We start from the raw sequence: 15341 nt of genomic DNA, 5'->3' as shown, positions 1-15341 counted from the left end.
ATCGAGCGACCGGCAGAGACAGCGAGGGAGGCCCCGTGACCGCTCCCGAGCGCGCACCCCTCGGCGCCGCCCTCGCGCTGCTCCTGGCGCTCGTCTCGCTCACCGGCCCCCTCTCCCCCGTGCTGATGGCGACCTCCGTCGCCCTGCTCGGGCTGCTGATCGGGATCTCCTGGCCCGGGCTGCTCGAGCTGCCCTCCGCGATCGGGACCCGCGTGGTCGTCGCCGGCACCGGGATCGGCGGCGCGCTGGTCGCGGCCCTCGTCCCCGAGCGCCTCACCCCCGTCTCCGCGATCGTGATGCTGTGCGCGGTGGGGATCTTCGCCGCGTTCGTCCACCAGATGCTCCGCCGCGACCGCCGCGACCTCACCTCCTCGCTGACCGGCACCGTCGCCGGGGTGTTCCTGGCCGGCCTCGCGGCGACCTGGGTGATCGCCCAGGTCGACGCCCAGGCCTCCGGGAGCACGGCCATGGTCACCGCCGTCGCGACAGGGCTCGCCGCGACGCTGCTGCTGGACTCGACACCGCTGCCCGCACTGCCCCGCTTCGTGCTCTCGGTGCTGCTGGGCGCGGGTCTGACGTGCCTGCTCGCGGTGTCGCTGGCCTCGCTCGCCCTGCCGATCGCGGTGATGCTGGGCGTGGCGACGGCGATCGGGGCGAGCAGCGCCCATCTGCTGGTGGGCTCCTCGCTCGTCGCGCACGAGCCGGTCCCCTCGCTCGCGGTGGCGGTGGTGCCGGTCGCGACCGTGGGCGTCCTCGCGCATCTCGCGATCACACTGTTCGGCTGACGACGGTAGACTCGTCGCCATGTCTGCGCTGTCGCTGTTCTTCCTCGCCCTCGTCGTCCTGGTGGGCATCCTCGTCCTCGGCTTCTCCGTGCTGGTGATCAGCCGCCTGTTCAACCACTGAGCGCCCCGCGGCACCGATGCCCATCACGCTCGACCCCTCCCTCCCCCGCTCCCTGTACCCGCTCGCCTGGCTGATCGGCGAGTGGGAGGGCAGCGGTGCCCTCGCCGCCCCGTCCCCGGACACCCCTGACGTGCGCGTCGAGCAGCGTCTCGTGTGCACCGCCCAGGAGGACGGCACCCTCGCCTGGCGCTCGACGATCCACCGGGTCGACGCCCCCGCTCCCCTGCCGCCCACGAGCGCCTTCGCCCGCGCGGAGGACGGGGACGACGACGCCTCCGCCGCGCCGTCGACCGGCGAGCGGAGCCTGCTGCACCGCGAGGACGGCGTGTGGACCGTCGGCGATCTCCTGCCCGGGCAGGACCGCGCCGCCGCCGAGGCGGCACGCCCCGGCAGCCCCGAGGGGCAGCTCTCCCATCATCTGGAAGCGCGCTTCGAGCGCCGCGGCGAGGCCGCGGAGACCTGGCGCGGCGAGGTCCGCGGGCCGCGCCTGCAGCTCGCCCTGCCCGGCGCCGACGGCGAGGTCGCCGCGACGCGCATGGTCGGCTACATCTCCGGACGCCTCATGTGGCTCTGGGAGCAGCGCGGCCCCGCCCCCGAGGGTGCGCCCGGCGAGACGGCGCTCCTCCCCCACCTCTCCCTGGAGCTGCATCGTGTCTGATCCCGTGTCCGGTCCCGTGCGCGAGATCCGCCCCCTGTCCCTGCGCGGCGCGGTCCTCGGCGAGGGCCCGGACGCGTCCGTGCCCGCCCACTACGGCGCCCCGCTGCGCGAGCAGCGCCGCCTGCTGGAGCGGGAGGCCGTCGTCGACCTCGGCCAGCTCGAGCTGCTCGAGGTCAGCGGCGCCGACGCCCGCAGCTGGATGACCACGGTCTCCACCCAGGTCCTCACCGGCACGCCCGTCGGCGCCTCGTCCTCCCTCGCGGTGCTCTCCCCGCAGGGCCGCGTCGAGCATCTCGCCGCGGCCGTCGTGATCGGCGAGGAGTCGCTGCTGCTGGTCCTCGACGCCGGGGCGCGCGCGGGACTGCGCCGCTACCTGGAGATGATGCGCTTCGCCGCCCGGGTCGAGATCCTCGATCGCGACGACCTGCGGGTCCTGGGCGCTCTCGCCCCGGCGGCCGAGGTGCTCGCGGACCTCGACCTGCCCGAGCCCGTCGCCGTGTGGTCCGAGCCCTGGCCCGAGGTCGCCCCCGGCGGCGTCGCCTACGGCCCTGCGCCCGAGGACCCGGCCGGCCAGGTCCTCTCGGTCTTCCCCGCCGCGGCGCTCGAGGCGCTGCCCTGGCAGGAGCGACAGCTGGCCGGGATGAGCTCCTGGGAGGCGGTGCGGATCGCGGACCATCGCGCCCGCCAGGCGCGCGAGGTCGACGATCGCACCATCCCGCACGAGCTCGACCTGCTGCGCACCAGCGTGCACACCGCCAAGGGCTGCTATCGCGGCCAGGAGACCGTCGCGAAGGTGCTGAACCTGGGCCAGCCGCCGCGGCGCCTGGTGATGCTCCATCTCGACGGCTCCCAGGACGTCCCCGTCGCCCCCGGCGGCGAGGTGCGTCTGGGCGGGGCCGACGGGAAGGTCGTCGGCGCCGTCACCTCAGCCGCCCTCCATGCGGACCTCGGCCCGATCGCCCTCGCCGTCGTGCGTCGGGCCGTGCCGCTGGATGCGGCGCTGTCCGTGCAGGTGCTCCTCGGCGAGGCCGACGGCGAGACCGGGGCGCTCTGGATCGACGCCTCCCAGGAGCCGGTCGTAGTGCCTCGCGACCACGGCGAACGTCCCACGACCGCGAAGCTCTGAGCCGCACCTCCACGCTCTTCGCACATCCCCTGCACCGCACCTCCTGCCCGGCCCCGCTGTGCTCGGCGCCGCGGCCTGGAAGAATGGCGTCATGAACCCCCAGGCCGAGCAGCAGGAGTGGTCCCGGCACCGACGCGAGGTGGTCGAGGCCAAGGAGCAGGCCCTCCGCGCCGCCCGTGAGGACGAGCACGCACGGGCCACCGCGCTGATCCGTGAGGCGGTGGCCGGCTATCTCGCCGACGGCATCGCCCCGGTGCCGCTGCGGGCTCGGCCCTATCGCGGCAGCGGCACCGTGCGCACCGGCCTGAGCGGCTGGTACCTCAAGCGCGACCGCTCCCTCGCGGTGGATGCGGAGGGTCGCTACTACGTGCTGCGCGTCGAGGGGGGCCTCCTCGCCCGGCTGCGCGGCGAGGCGCCCGAGCCCTCCCCCGCACCGCTCGTCGTCGGCCGCGGCGCCCGCGACGGAGACACCTTCGAGCTCGAGGAGCTGCTGCGCCGTCGGCGCCAGGATCCGGTGCCCGCATGAAGCACTTCTCGCTCACGCCCACCGGGCCGCTGCCCGTCATCGAGCGCGTCCGCGGCGCCCTGTCCGGCCGGCTGCGCGGCGGCGTCTCCCGCGGCCGCGCCGACGCGCTCACGGTCGCCCGCGCGGCGCTCGCCGCCTCGCTCGCCTATCTGATCAGCCAGTTCGTGTGGGGGCACGAATTCCCGTTCTTCTCCTCGATCGTCGCCTTCATCATCATCGGCTTCGGTATCGAGAAGAAGATGCGCAAAGTGGTCGAGCTGGGCTGCGGCGTGATGCTCGGCGTGCTCCTGGGGGAGCTGGCCCGCCAGGTGATCGGCTCCGGCGCGTGGCAGATCCTGGTGGTCGTGTTCGGCGCGGGGATGCTCGCGCGCTTCCTCGAGTCCAGCAATCTCTTCGGCTTCCAGGTCACCATCCAGTCGCTGCTGGTGATGATCATGCCGGCCACCCCCACCATGACCCCGGGAGGGCGGGTGCTGGACGCGCTCACCGGCGTGAGCGTGGCGCTCGTCATCCACCTGCTGCTCTCCGGCAACCCGCGCCGACTCCAGTCCCGTGCCGCGGACTCCTTCTACCGTGAGCTCGAGGACGCGCTGGTCAGCCTTGCCGTCTCCGCCCGCACCGGGGACCGCGGGGTGGCGCGGGCGACGCTGCGGAACCTGCGCGACGTCTCCCAGAAGTACACCGACGAGTGGAGCCTGGCCAATGACGTCGCCAACGAGATGGCGACCTTCTCCCCCACCGGGCTGCGCCATGCCGAGGAGGTCGAGCGCATCCAGCACCTGCTGGTCGGCTCCGACCGGGCGATGCGGAACCTGCGCGTGATCGCGCGCCGCCAGGCGGAGTTCCTGGAGGCCGTGCGCGGGGACGCCCATTCGACCCTCGCCGACGCGCTGCTCGCCGCCCGCGACGCCGTGCAGGAGCTGCGGGTCGCCATCACCCATGAGGAGGTCGACTTCACCACGGCGCGTCGCCAGCTGCGGCTGTTCGGCTCCTATCTCACCCCCGAGATGCTGCTGCGCAACGACGAGGGGCTGCGGCCGGGGCGAGCCGGCCACTTCGAGGGCGTGACCCTCACGATCCAGCTGCGCTCGCTCGCGATCGACCTGCTGCAGGCCACGGGGCTCACCGCCGCAGAGGCGAAGAAGTTCCTGCCGAGCCTGGTCATCGCCGCCGACGGCGACGCGATCGGCCCGCGCCCGATGACGATGGAGATGAAGGCGGTGGAGCCGCCCGCCACGACCGAGGCGCTCGAGCTGCTGATCACGGACCGCTCGGACCCCGACCGCCGCCGCTGAACGGGCGGCGCGGCCCAGGGCGCGGTCGCCGCGGCCCCCGGGCACGAGCAGCGCGGTCCAGTGGGCGAGGGGCGCGTCTGCGGAGAGCGTCCAGGGCGCGCCCCTATCCTGGAGCGATGATCGCCCTCATCCAGATGTGGATCTTCCTGATCCTCGCCGTGGCCCTGCTCGCCCTCGAGATCTGGGCGTTCGTCAACGCGCTGCGCTTCCGCCCCGACGCCTACACGGCCGCGGGCAAGCGCTCGAAGGTGTTCTGGTGCGTGCTGACCGGCGTCGCGATGCTGCTGGGCTTCCTCTCCCTGCCGTACCCGATCGGGCGCGGCAGCAACATGCTGTTCATGCTGGCCGGCGTGATCATCGCCGGGATCTTCCTGGCCGACGTGCTGCCCGCGCTGAAGCGGGTCATGGGCCGCGCCCAGGGCAACCGCTGGTGAGCTGACGGCCGCCGGCCACCCCCCGGGGCCACCCCGCCGGCCGCCCCGACCGCCGCCTCGACGGCCGTCCCTCGGCCGCCACTCGTGCACCCGTCGGGCGCCCTGCGGGCCGCCACCTTTTGTGAGTCCCAGGACCCATGCGTGACAGCGCATGGGTCCTGGGACTCACAAGACCTCGCCGCCCCGCCGCGCGCGGGGCGGGAGCAACGCGGGCGGGGCAGGAGCGCCGCGGGAGGCGCAGGAGCGGCGCGGGAGGCGCAGGAGCGGCGCGGCGGGCCGAGGCGACCGGGGCGTCCCCGGACAGGGAAGGACCCCGGAGCCATGGGGCTCCGGGGTCCTTCTCGTGCAGGCGCCGGGTCGGCGCTCAGCGCATCAGGTCGTCACTCAGGCCTGGTGGGTGCCGGCCGAGCGGAGGTTCTCGCAGGCCTCGACGATGCGGGCGGCCATGCCGGCCTCGGCCTTCTTGCCCCAGGCGCGGGGGTCGTAGGCCTTCTTGTTGCCGACCTCGCCGTCGACCTTCAGCACGCCCGAGTAGTTCTCGAACATGTGCGAGACGACGGGGCGGGTGAAGGCGTACTGGGTGTCGGTGTCGATGTTCATCTTGATGACGCCGTTGTCGACGGCCTCCTGGATCTCCTCCAGGGTGGAGCCGGAGCCGCCGTGCATCACCAGGTCGAAGGGCATGTCCTGGCCGTACTCGGCGCCGACGGCCTTCTGGATGTCCAGCAGGACGGAGGGGCGCAGCTTCACGTTGCCCGGCTTGTACACGCCGTGCACGTTGCCGAAGGTCAGTGCGGTGAGGTAGCGGCCGCGCTCGCCCAGGCCGAGCTTCTTGGCGGTCTTCAGGCCGTCCTCGGGGGTGGAGAAGAGCTTGTCGTTGGAGACGTTCGCCTCCACACCGTCCTCCTCGCCGCCGACGACGCCGACCTCGATCTCGAGGATCTTCTTGGCGGCGACGGACTTCTCGAGCAGCTTCTCGGCGATCTCGAGGTTCTCGTCGACCGGCACGGCGGAGCCGTCCCACATGTGCGACTGGAACAGCGGGTCCAGGCCCTTGCTCACGCGGTTCTCGAGGTCCCACTCGATGAGGGGCTCGACCCAGGTGGGGAGGACCTCCTTGGCGCAGTGGTCGGTGTGCAGCGCGACGTTGATCGGGTAGTTCTTCGCGACGGCGTGGACGTACTCGGCCAGCGCGATGGAGCCCGCGACGCGGTCCTTGATGGTGGAGCCGGAGAGGTACTCGGCGCCGCCGAAGGACACCTGGATGATGCCGTCGGAGTTCGCCTCGGCGAAGCCCTGGAGGGCGGCGGTGGCGGTCTGCGAGCTGGAGACGTTCACGGCCGGGTAGGCGAACTTGCCCGCCTTGGCGCGATCGATCATCTCTGCGTACTGATCCGGGGAAACGACTGCCATGGGGGCACTCTCCTTCGTCGGTGGGGTCGATGACGACCGGCGGTGCTCCGCGCGGGGTCGTCCGATCGTGCCCATTGTTCCACAGCGCACCCGGCATGCTCCGTCCGGAGGTCCCGCGTGGACGTCGGGGCGCAGGACGTCGGTCAGGGCGTGGACGGCGCGGCCCGGCCGTGCCCGTCTCCGGCGCCGTCCGTCGCCCGCTCCGCTCAGCGCAGCGGGCCCTCGGGGATCTCGGCATGCTGGAGGACCCAGGCGTGCATCGCGATCGCGGCGGCCGCGGCGACGTTCAGCGAACGGGTCGAGCCGAACTGGGTGATGCCGACGACGAGATCCGCCGCCTCCAGCAGCTCGCGGCTCACCCCCGGCCCCTCCTGCCCCACCACGAGCACGGCGTTCCGGGGCAGGGCGGTGCGCTCGAGCGGGACCGCCCCGGGCACCAGATCTATCGCGACCAGTGGCCTGCCCTCCTCCCGCGCCCAGGCGATCAGGTGAGCGGCGTCGGGGTGGTGGATCTCGTGCTGGTAGCGGTCGGTGACCATGGCGCCCCGCCGGTTCCAGCGGCGCCTGCCGACGATGTGGAAGGCGCCGACGGCGAAGGCGTTCGCGGTGCGCACCACGGAGCCGATGTTCGCGTCGTGCTCGAGGTTCTCGATCGCGACGTGGAGGTCGTGGCGGCGGGTGTCGAGCTCGGCGATGATCGCCTCTCGCCGCCAGTAGCGGAAGCGGTCCTCCACGTTGCGACGGTCGCCGCCGGCGAGCAGCTCGGGGTCCAGGCGGGGATCCTCGGGCCAGGGCTCGGGATGGGGGCCGACGCCGACCTCGCGGCCGGGGTCCGCTGCGCGGGGAGCCTCGCTCATCGCTCCTCGGCGCGCTCCTCCGAGGAGTCGGCGGACCCGGTGGCCCCCTGGCCCGGCTCGGCCTTCTCCTCGGCCTTCTCCTGGTCCAGCTCCGTGATCTCCTCCGCGTCGGGATCGGGCAGGCCCAGCTCGCGGCGCTTCTTCTCGCGCAGCACGAGCTTGACCGCGAACCACAGCACCACCAGCAGGATCACCGCGTAGGCGACGTTGGAGAAGATGTCGGTGTAGGGCTCGATGACGGTCCAGTTCGAGCCCATGAAGTAGCCGATGGTGATGAACAGGGTGTTCCAGATGCCGCTGCCGATCGCGGTGAGCAGGGTGAACATCCCGATCGGCATCGCGTAGAGGCCGGCCGGGATCGAGATCAGCGAGCGGATGCCGGGCACGAAGCGACCGAAGAAGATCGCCTTGTAGCCGTGCTCGTCCATGAACGCGACGGTCTTGTCGTAGTCCTCCACGTGCACCAGCGGCAGGCGGATGAAGATGACCCGCAGCCGCTCGGGGCCCAGCAGGCGCCCGATCCCGTAGAGCAGCCACGCCCCGACAACGGATCCCGCGATCGAGGCCAGCAGCATCAGCCAGAACGACTGGTTCGGCCCGGCGGAGGTCACCCCCGCCAGCGGCAGGATCACCTCGGAGGGGATCGGCGGGAAGATGTTCTCGAGGAAGATCAGCAGGAACACGCCGAGCGGCCCGAGGGCGTCCATGGTCGAGACGGCCCAGTCGACGATGTTCATGCAGATGGCTCCCGGAGGTCGTGGTGGAGGAGTCGGACCTCGTCGGCCCGCCCCCGAGTCTAGGTGCCCGCCCCGGGCGCGCGCCCCGGCCCGCCCGCCCCCTGCCCAGGACCTCCACGAACGCTGTTCCGGCTGTTCACAGCGGACTCCCGGTCTACTCTGTGCGCATGACCTTCAATCCGAACGCGGAGATCCGCTCCGACAACGTCTCCGCCGCTGGTCGCGGCGGGGGCGGCTTCTCCCCGCGCGGCGGCGGGCGGGGCGGAGGCGGGCTCAAGCTCGGCGGCGGCGCCGGCTGCCTGCTGCTCGTGGTGGTGCTGATCTACACGCTGATCGGCGGCAACCCGCTGGACCTGCTCGGCGGCGGCAGCAGCACGCAGCAGGGGCCGGCGGCCGAGGGCGGCTCGCTGGACCACTGCCTCACCGGTGCCGACGCCAACGAGAGCGACGACTGCCTGGTCCAGGCGACCGTGGAGTCCGCGGACTCCACGTGGGGGCAGCTCGCCCCCGCCGAGGGCATCGACTTCGTCGAGGCGCAGGGCCTCATCTTCGAGGACCAGGTGCAGACCGGCTGCGGCGCGGCGACCGCCGACGTCGGCCCCTTCTACTGCCCGGCCGACATGACCCTCTACGTCGATGTGTCCTTCTTCGACGCGCTGGCCACCCAGTACGGGGCCGACGGCGGGCAGCTCGCGAAGATGTACGTGGTCGCCCACGAGTACGGCCACCACATCCAGTACCTCACCGGGGTGATGGAGACCGCGGACCGCTCGCAGACCGGTCCGCAGTCCGACGGGGTGCGGCTCGAGCTGCAGGCCGACTGCTACGCCGGGGTGTGGGCGCACCACGCCGCGAACTCGGTGGACGACGAGGGCAACGCGATGCTGCAGCCGCTGACCGCGGAGGACATCGAGTCCGCGCTCTCGGCCGCCAGCGCCGTGGGCGACGACCACATCCAGGGCGATGTCGCCGGCGGACAGGTGCGGCCGGAGACCTGGACCCACGGCTCCTCGGAGCAGCGTCGGGCCTGGTTCACCACCGGCTACGAGCAGGGCACGATCGCCTCCTGCGACACCTTCGCCGCCGACCAGGTCTGATCCGGGCGGGCCGGGTCCGGTCGAGCTCCGGGAGCTCCGGCCTCAGATCTCCAGCTCGGAGATGTCGTAGGCGGAGAGGTAGCGGTGTCCGGCCTGCTCGACCGCGTCGCGGGAGGCGTCGGCGCGGTGCACGATCACGGCGACCGCGGCGATGTCCGCGCCGGCCTCGGCGAGCGCCTCGCAGGCCGTGAGCACGCTGCCGCCGGTGGTGGAGGTGTCCTCGACCGCGACGACGCGGCGGCCCGTGACGTCCGGGCCCTCGATGCGGCGCTGCAGGCCGTGGGCCTTGTTCGCCTTGCGGACCACGAAGGCGTCCAGCGCATCGAGCGCCGGATCGGCGGCGGAGGCGTGCAGGATCGAGGTCGCCACGGGGTCCGCGCCCAGGGTCAGGCCGCCGACGGCCTCGACGCCGGGCACGAGGCCCTCGCGCTGCAGCAGGTCGAGCATGACGCGGCCGACGAGGGGCGCGGCCTCGTGGTGCAGGGTGATGCGGCGCAGGTCCACGTAGTGGTCCGCCTCCGCTCCCGAGGAGAGGGTGACGCGGCCGCGCACCACGGCGAGGTCGCGGATGAGGACGCGCAGACGCTCGCGGGCCTCGTCGATCGGGAGCTGGTGGACGGGATCCGTGCTGGTGGAGGACATGCGGCCAGGGTAGTGGATGCCCACCCCGTCAGAGGGCGTCGTCCTCGCGCTGCCAGGGGGCGCGGAGGTTGCGGCGGGAGGCCCGACGGCGGGAGCGCTCCACGGACCGCGTCTGCAGGCGGCGGTACCAGTTCGGGGAGGTCATGGCGCGCACGAGCGGTCGCGGCGCGATCCGGGACATCTCCCCCGCGGTGCGGTACTTCACCGAGGGGATCGACAGGACCGAGCCCTTGGCCGCGTCCTTCAGCGCCTGCTCGACGACGTACGGGGCCTTCAGCCAGGTGATGCGGGGCAGCCCGTCCATCGACATCGCGGCCCGCTCGTGGAACTCGGTCTGGACGAAGCCGGGCAGCAGGGCGGTGGCGGTGACGCCGGTGCCCTTGAGCTCCATGGCGAGGGACTCGGTGAACACGGTGACCCAGCTCTTGGAGGCCGCGTAGGGGCCGGCGGTGGTGTATCCGGCGAGGGAGCTGACGTTGAGGATCGCTCCGCGGCGGCGCTGGACCATGGTCCGGGCCGCGGCGTGGGAGAGCACGAGCACGGCCCGCATCAGGGTGTCGAGCTGCTTCTCGTGGTCCTCGATCCCCACCTCGAGGAAGCCGCCGCGCAGCCCGTAGCCGGCGTTGTTCACGAGCAGGTCGACGGGGTCGACGGGATCGGTCAGGCGGACCTCGACCCGCTCGAGCTCGCGGCGGTCGGAGAGGTCGACCGACATCACCTCGACGGTGACGTCGTGGACGTCCCGGATCTGCTCGGCGACGGCGCGCAGCCGGTCCTCGTCACGAGAGACGAGGACCAGGTCGTGCCCGGTGCCGGCCAGCTGCCAGCCGAACTCGAGTCCCAGCCCTGAAGTGGATCCCGTGACGAGTGCGCGCGCCATGGACAGAGTCTACGCAGGTCCGGAGCCTGCCATGGACCGTTCGAGGCGGACGCGCGCCCGCGCCCCGTAGGATCGGCGGCATGCGCATCGCGACCTGGAACATCAACTCGCTGCGGGCCCGGATGGACCGCGTGCTCGCCTTCCTCGAACGGCACGAGGTGGACGTCCTCGCCCTGCAGGAGATCAAGGCCAAGCCCGCCCAGCTCGACCTCACCGCGCTCGAGGCGGCCGGCTACGAGGTCGCGGCGCACGGGCTGAACCAGTGGAACGGGGTCGCGCTGATCTCGCGCGTGGGCCTGTCCGACGTGCGCACGGAGCTCCCGGCCGTTCCCACCTGGCCCGAGGACGAGACCGGGGTGGTCGAGGCCCGGGCGCTCGGCGGGATCGTCGGGGACGGGCTGCGGATCTGGTCGCTGTACGTGCCCAACGGCCGCGAGCTGGACCACCCGCACTACCCCTACAAGCTGCGCTGGCTCGAGGCGCTGCGCGCCGAGGGCGCGCGCGAGCTCGCCGCGGACGCGGCGGCGAAGGTCGCGCTCGTCGGCGACTTCAACGTGGCCCCGCAGGACGACGACGTGTGGGACATGGACTTCTTCGAGGGCAGGACCCACGTCACCGAACCGGAGCGGGCGGCCTTCCGCGCGGTCGTGGACGAGGGCTTCGCCGACGTGGTGCGGCCCGAGCATCCCGGGCCCGGTGTGTACACCTACTGGGACTACCAGGCGCTGCGCTTCCCGAAGAAGGAGGGCATGCGCATCGACTTCGTGCTCGGCTCCCCCGCCGTGCAGAGCGCGGTCACCGGGTCGTTCATCGACCGCGAGGAGCGCAAGGGCAAGGGCGCCTCGGACCACGCGCCGGTCGTGGTGGACCTGGAGCTCTGAGGACGCTCCGGCCCGGGCTGCTCCCGCACCGCGTCCGGACATGGTGGAGCGGCGGTGCGATCGAGTCGCACCGCCGCTCCTGACGGGCCGTCTGCATCGGGATCAGGCGTACACGTGAAGCAGCTGCGGTGACGCTGTCGACGTCTCACAGCCGGTCCGTTGCGGGGACCAGTCGTACGTGGGTTCCGATGCCGGTATCCGTCGTGGTACAGCTCACACTACGCGCCCGGAGGAGAGGACGCAAGGACCCTCGTCCCTGCGACCTCTCCTCCACAGACCCCGTCCGTCCACCGCCGCGCCGACGGCCTGTCGTCCTCCGACCGTGCTCGCCACGATGGCGACATGACCAGCACGATCTCCTCCGCCGCCGACCGCTCGCCGAGCTCTGCAGGGCCCGGGCGGACCTCAGCTCCCGCCTCCCTCGACCCCTCCCCGGCCCGCGCGCCGCGACGGCCCCGCTCCCGCTTCCCGGGCGCCGGGCAGGACCGCGCCGAGAGCCCCGGCAGGCCCCGTCAGGGTGTCCGATGGGTGGGACCGGAGGGTCCCCTGCGGGAGCTCGTGGCGGACCATGCCACGGCGGCCGGCTCCTGGCTCCTCGAGGAGCCCCACGAGACGGCGGGCTGCACCGTCGTCCCCGCCGAGACCCTCCGCGACGGGGTGCCCCGCTCCCCCGGCGCCGCCCTGGGCCGCGCCCCGCTGATCGTCGTCCTCGCCGCCGAGGAGGTGCCCGCCGAGCTGTGGCCCCTCGCGCTCGAGGCCGGCGCCCTCGCGGTCCTGCCGCTGCCCTCGGCCTCGGAGGAGCTGCTCTCGCGCCTTGCCGAGCTCACCCGCACCCGCTCGGGCGCCCGGCTGATCGGCGTGACCGGAGGGTGCGGCGGGGCCGGCGCCTCGAGCTTCGCCGCCCGGCTCGCCGGGGCCGCGCGCCGCCACGGACCCGTCGTGCTGCTGGACGCGGATCCGCTGGGCGGAGGGCTCGACCTGCTGGTCGAGGCGAGCGGCGCCCCGGGCCTGGACTGGTCTCAGACCGCCTCGCTCGGCGTCGACGACGGCGAGGCGCTGCGCTCGGGCCTGCCGCGCATCGACGAGGTGCACCTGCTCGTGGCCGGGGATCGGCCCGGGCCCGACCAGGAGGACCTGCCGCGCGTGCTCGCGGCGCTCTGTCCGCTCGACGGCACGGTCGTCGTGGACCTCGCCGCTGCGCTCGTCCCCTGCGCGGTCCCGCACCTGGACGAGCTCCTGCTGGTGCTGCCCGCGAGCGACCATGCGGTGCGGTCCGCCGCGCGGCGCCTGCGGGAGTGGTCGCCACCGGCCGGGCTCACGAGAGCGGTGGTGCGCCGCGGCGGCGGACTCTCCGCCGCCGACGTCGCCGAGGACCTCGGCCTCCCCCTCGCCGTCTCCTTCCGCGACAGCCCCCGCGGCGCGGTCCCGCTGCTGGACATACGACGACGAGGTGCGGATCGCGCCGCCCGTGAGCTGCTCGCCGAGCTCATGATGCAGGAGCCGGCATGAGCGGCCGGAGCACGGACGAGGGCTCCCTCGACACCCTGCTCGCGGGAGTGAGGGAGGACCTGGTGCGCTCCCCCGGCGCGGTGGACGTGCCGCGGATCGCTAGGGTGCTGCGCGCCCAGGGGCGGGTGCTTGGTGCCGCGGCGACCCTCGAGCTGACCGCGCGGGTGCGGGACCACGTCGACGGCCTCGGCCCCCTGCAGGGGCTCATCGCCCCCGGGGTCACGGACCTGCTGGTCAACGACGATGGGACGGTCTGGGTGGACGACTCGGGCGGGCTCCGTCCCGCGGGGCTCCGCCTCACCGCCGGCGAGGCGAGGGATCTCGCGGTGCGCCTGGCGACCTCCGGCGGTCGCCGCCTCGACGACGCGGTGCCCTGGGCCGATGCGCACCTCCCCTCCGGGATCCGCTTCCATGCCGTGCTCCCGCCGCTCTCCCCGGGCGGGGCGATCCTCTCGCTGCGCCTGCCCTCGCGGGAGCGCCTGGACCTCGACGATCTCGAGCGCCTGGGGGCGCTGACCCCCGCTGTGCGGGAGGTGCTTCGCGCGCTGGTCCGCTCCCGGGTGCCCTTCCTGGTCACGGGCGGCACGGGCACCGGGAAGTCGACGCTGCTGGCCGCGATGCTCCACGAGGCTCTGCCGCAGGAGCGCATCGTCGTGGTCGAGGACGTGCTCGAGCTCGCCGTGGACCACCCCCATGTCGTGCACCTGCAGTCGCGGCACGCGAACAGCGAGGGCGCGGGCGCCGTCGACCTCACCGCGCTGGTGCGGCAGAGCCTGCGCATGCGGCCGGACCGGATCGTGCTCGGGGAGTGCCGCGGCGAGGAGATCCGTGAGCTCCTGCAGGCGCTGAACACGGGGCACGACGGCGGCTGCGGCACGGTCCACGCGAACACTGCGGCGGACGTCCCGGCCCGGCTCGAGGCGCTCGGCGCCCTCGGCGGGCTGGACCGCGGCGCGCTCGCCGCGCAGGTGGCGAGCGCCCTCGAGGTCGTCGTGCACCTGGGCCGACGCGACGGGCTGCGCGTGCTGGAGGAGATCGCCGTGCTCTCGCGCGGAGGGGACGGGATGCTCACCGCCCGGACCGCGCTGCGCTCGCAGGGCGGGACGCTGCGGGAGGGGCCGGCCGCGGAGCATCTCGCCTCCCGCCTGCATCACGGGGCGGGCGCGGGGCCCGTCCGGGCAGCGGGACGGAGGGCGGCATGATCCCCGTCCTCGCCGTCGGCGCCCTCGCGCTCGTGCTGCTGTGGGTGCTCGTCCCGCCGGCGCTCCCCGCCGGAGCGCCGGTGAGGGCCTCCCGGTCCCGCCGCGCCCCCTCGGGTCCGCTGGACCTGGCCCGCACGGTCGAGCAGCTCGCGAGCGTGATCAGCTCCGGGGCGAGCATCCGGCAGGGCTGGGGCGCGCTCGCGCGCACCCTTCCCGACGGGGACCTGCGGGATCTGGCCCGCGCTTCCGCCGCCGGAGCGGATCCGCGCCGCGCGGCGGGCGGACGGCTGCGCGGTGCGCCGACGGTCGCCTCGCTCGGCGCCGCGCTCGCGGTGTGCGAGCGGACGGGCGCCCCGGCCGCCGTGATGCTCCAGCACCTCGCCGACGCCCTGCGCGACCTACACGACGCCGCGCAGGCGCGGCGCAGCGCCTTCGCGGGCCCGCGCTCGACCGCCCGGATCCTGCTCGTGCTGCCGCTGGCCGGACTGGGCCTCGGCATGCTCCTGGGCGGCGACCCGCTGCGGCTCCTGGTCGCCTCGACCTCGGGACGGCTGCTCGGCGGGGCGGGGATCGCCCTGACGGTGCTGGGCTGGTGGTGGATGCGCCGCCTGCTGCGCAGCGCCGACCCTCCCCTGCGCACGGAGGTGGACCCGTCGGTGGCGCTCGAGCTGATCGCCGGGGCGCTCGAGTCGGGGCTGCCGCTGTCCCGCGCCCTCGCCGCGGTCGCCGCGGCCCTGCCGGGAGGGTCGGACGCCGAGGCGATGCGGGCCGTCGCCTCCGCCCTCGCCGCCGGGGTCCCTGCACGGCTCGCGGTCGACGCGCTCCCCGCGGAGCTCGACGCCCTGGGACGCTCCGCCGTGCTCGCGGAGGAGACCGGCGCGGATCTCGCGAGGGTGCTGCGCTCCGCGGCGCGGGACGCCCGTCGCGGCCGCGCCCGGGACGCCGAGGTGCGCGCCGCCGAGCTCGCCGTCCGCCTCGTGCTGCCCACCGGAGCGGCGCTGCTGCCTGCCTTCGTCGCCCTCGGCATCGTGCCGACCGTGATCTCCCTGCTGGGCGGCACCCTCTCCCTCACCTCCGGCGGAGCGTGAGGCCACGGATCACCGGGAAGGTCCCGGTCCGTCGTCCCCGCCCGGGGACGGCGTCGGCGGCGGGAGCCGCCACCGCGGGACGGCGAGCGC

The 15341-nt window shown here is 73.9% G+C and carries 16 protein-coding genes; 11 read left to right on the top strand and 5 right to left on the bottom strand.

The features are described from left to right. Positions 1-35: 35 nt before the first annotated feature. The 6 genes from DEU31_RS03355 (at position 36) to DEU31_RS03330 (ending at position 4945) form a co-directional block, all read left to right on the top strand. Complete coding sequence (locus DEU31_RS03355; RefSeq protein WP_133675755.1) at positions 36-785, top strand: hypothetical protein; 750 nt, start codon at positions 36-38, stop codon at positions 783-785. Positions 786-922: 137 nt separating this feature from the next. Beyond that, entirely contained in the window at positions 923-1564 is a 642-nt protein-coding gene (locus DEU31_RS03350) for a heme-binding beta-barrel domain-containing protein (protein WP_010549555.1), read from the top strand. Next, complete coding sequence (locus tag DEU31_RS03345) at positions 1557-2690, top strand: folate-binding protein YgfZ (protein ID WP_166649366.1); 1134 nt, start codon at positions 1557-1559, stop codon at positions 2688-2690. The genes DEU31_RS03350 and DEU31_RS03345 overlap by 8 nt, the downstream gene beginning before the upstream one ends. A gap of 91 nt (positions 2691-2781) precedes the next feature. Next, positions 2782-3216, top strand: coding sequence for a hypothetical protein (locus DEU31_RS03340; protein ID WP_126987365.1), 435 nt, complete (start codon positions 2782-2784; stop codon positions 3214-3216). Next, the gene (locus DEU31_RS03335; protein ID WP_133675753.1) at positions 3213-4511 is read left to right on the top strand and encodes an FUSC family protein; all 1299 of its coding nucleotides are present in this window, start codon (positions 3213-3215) and stop codon (positions 4509-4511) included. Before DEU31_RS03340 ends, DEU31_RS03335 begins: the two co-directional genes overlap by 4 nt. Before the next feature lie 116 nt (positions 4512-4627). After that, on the top strand, positions 4628-4945 hold the full coding sequence (locus tag DEU31_RS03330; RefSeq protein ID WP_053916127.1) for a DUF2516 family protein: 318 nt from the start codon (positions 4628-4630) through the stop codon (positions 4943-4945). A gap of 384 nt (positions 4946-5329) precedes the next feature. Here DEU31_RS03330 and fbaA read toward each other — a convergent pair whose 3' ends face one another. The 3 genes from fbaA to DEU31_RS03315 form a co-directional block, all read right to left on the bottom strand. Continuing rightward, the gene (fbaA, locus tag DEU31_RS03325; protein WP_010549550.1) at positions 5330-6358 is read right to left on the bottom strand and encodes a class II fructose-bisphosphate aldolase; all 1029 of its coding nucleotides are present in this window, start codon (positions 6356-6358) and stop codon (positions 5330-5332) included. A gap of 206 nt (positions 6359-6564) precedes the next feature. Then, positions 6565-7215: a TrmH family RNA methyltransferase gene (locus DEU31_RS03320; RefSeq protein WP_010549549.1), complete on the bottom strand. Its 651-nt coding sequence runs from the start codon at positions 7213-7215 to the stop codon at positions 6565-6567. Continuing rightward, on the bottom strand, positions 7212-7952 hold the full coding sequence (locus tag DEU31_RS03315; RefSeq protein WP_133675751.1) for a DedA family protein: 741 nt from the start codon (positions 7950-7952) through the stop codon (positions 7212-7214). Before DEU31_RS03315 ends, DEU31_RS03320 begins: the two co-directional genes overlap by 4 nt. A 167-nt stretch (positions 7953-8119) precedes the next feature. On the opposite strand from DEU31_RS03315, the gene DEU31_RS03310 reads away from it, so the two are divergent. Then, positions 8120-9049 carry a neutral zinc metallopeptidase gene (locus DEU31_RS03310; RefSeq protein WP_010549547.1) on the top strand — a complete coding sequence of 310 codons (930 nt, stop codon included), beginning with the start codon at positions 8120-8122 and terminating at the stop codon, positions 9047-9049. A gap of 42 nt (positions 9050-9091) precedes the next feature. On the opposite strand, the gene DEU31_RS03305 is transcribed toward DEU31_RS03310, so the two are convergent. Both DEU31_RS03305 and DEU31_RS03300 read right to left on the bottom strand, forming a co-directional pair. Next, positions 9092-9691, bottom strand: coding sequence for an orotate phosphoribosyltransferase (locus tag DEU31_RS03305; RefSeq protein WP_133675749.1), 600 nt, complete (start codon positions 9689-9691; stop codon positions 9092-9094). A 28-nt stretch (positions 9692-9719) separates the two neighbouring features. Beyond that, entirely contained in the window at positions 9720-10571 is an 852-nt protein-coding gene (locus tag DEU31_RS03300) for an SDR family oxidoreductase (protein WP_010549545.1), read from the bottom strand. An 80-nt stretch (positions 10572-10651) separates the two neighbouring features. Between DEU31_RS03300 and DEU31_RS03295 the strand changes: the two genes are divergently transcribed. The 4 genes from DEU31_RS03295 to DEU31_RS03280 all read left to right on the top strand — a co-directional run bounded on the left by DEU31_RS03295 (position 10652) and on the right by DEU31_RS03280 (position 15251). Continuing rightward, positions 10652-11452 (top strand): exodeoxyribonuclease III, encoded by an 801-nt coding sequence (locus DEU31_RS03295; RefSeq protein ID WP_010549544.1) that lies wholly within the window; start codon positions 10652-10654, stop codon positions 11450-11452. Positions 11453-11794: 342 nt separating this feature from the next. Beyond that, complete coding sequence (locus DEU31_RS03290) at positions 11795-12961, top strand: hypothetical protein (RefSeq protein ID WP_133675747.1); 1167 nt, start codon at positions 11795-11797, stop codon at positions 12959-12961. Further along, entirely contained in the window at positions 12958-14163 is a 1206-nt protein-coding gene (locus DEU31_RS03285; RefSeq protein WP_133675745.1) for a TadA family conjugal transfer-associated ATPase, read from the top strand. The genes DEU31_RS03290 and DEU31_RS03285 overlap by 4 nt, the downstream gene beginning before the upstream one ends. Continuing rightward, positions 14160-15251, top strand: coding sequence for a type II secretion system F family protein (locus DEU31_RS03280; RefSeq protein ID WP_133675743.1), 1092 nt, complete (start codon positions 14160-14162; stop codon positions 15249-15251). The genes DEU31_RS03285 and DEU31_RS03280 overlap by 4 nt, the downstream gene beginning before the upstream one ends. Positions 15252-15341 lie beyond the last annotated feature (90 nt).

This window comes from Brachybacterium sp. AG952 (assembly GCF_004362645.1).
In the GTDB taxonomy this organism is placed as follows: domain Bacteria; phylum Actinomycetota; class Actinomycetes; order Actinomycetales; family Dermabacteraceae; genus Brachybacterium; species Brachybacterium conglomeratum.
This window is presented reverse-complemented; position numbering and strand designations above follow the sequence as displayed.

Bases quoted from the DNA above. Each gene is read 5' to 3' on its own strand.
- DEU31_RS03310 (WP_010549547.1), top strand. From the start codon at position 8,120: ATGACCTTCAATCCGAACGCGGAGATCCGCTCCGACAACGTCTCCGCC.
- DEU31_RS03335 (WP_133675753.1), top strand. From the start codon at position 3,213: ATGAAGCACTTCTCGCTCACGCCCACCGGGCCGCTGCCCGTCATCGAG.
- DEU31_RS03300 (WP_010549545.1), bottom strand. From the start codon at position 10,571: ATGGCGCGCGCACTCGTCACGGGATCCACTTCAGGGCTGGGACTCGAG.
- DEU31_RS03290 (WP_133675747.1), top strand. From the start codon at position 11,795: ATGACCAGCACGATCTCCTCCGCCGCCGACCGCTCGCCGAGCTCTGCA.
- DEU31_RS03315 (WP_133675751.1), bottom strand. From the start codon at position 7,952: ATGAACATCGTCGACTGGGCCGTCTCGACCATGGACGCCCTCGGGCCG.
- DEU31_RS03350 (WP_010549555.1), top strand. From the start codon at position 923: ATGCCCATCACGCTCGACCCCTCCCTCCCCCGCTCCCTGTACCCGCTC.
- DEU31_RS03320 (WP_010549549.1), bottom strand. From the start codon at position 7,215: ATGAGCGAGGCTCCCCGCGCAGCGGACCCCGGCCGCGAGGTCGGCGTC.
- DEU31_RS03330 (WP_053916127.1), top strand. From the start codon at position 4,628: ATGATCGCCCTCATCCAGATGTGGATCTTCCTGATCCTCGCCGTGGCC.
- DEU31_RS03305 (WP_133675749.1), bottom strand. From the start codon at position 9,691: ATGTCCTCCACCAGCACGGATCCCGTCCACCAGCTCCCGATCGACGAG.
- fbaA (WP_010549550.1), bottom strand. From the start codon at position 6,358: ATGGCAGTCGTTTCCCCGGATCAGTACGCAGAGATGATCGATCGCGCC.
- DEU31_RS03285 (WP_133675745.1), top strand. From the start codon at position 12,958: ATGAGCGGCCGGAGCACGGACGAGGGCTCCCTCGACACCCTGCTCGCG.
- DEU31_RS03340 (WP_126987365.1), top strand. From the start codon at position 2,782: ATGAACCCCCAGGCCGAGCAGCAGGAGTGGTCCCGGCACCGACGCGAG.
- DEU31_RS03295 (WP_010549544.1), top strand. From the start codon at position 10,652: ATGCGCATCGCGACCTGGAACATCAACTCGCTGCGGGCCCGGATGGAC.
- DEU31_RS03280 (WP_133675743.1), top strand. From the start codon at position 14,160: ATGATCCCCGTCCTCGCCGTCGGCGCCCTCGCGCTCGTGCTGCTGTGG.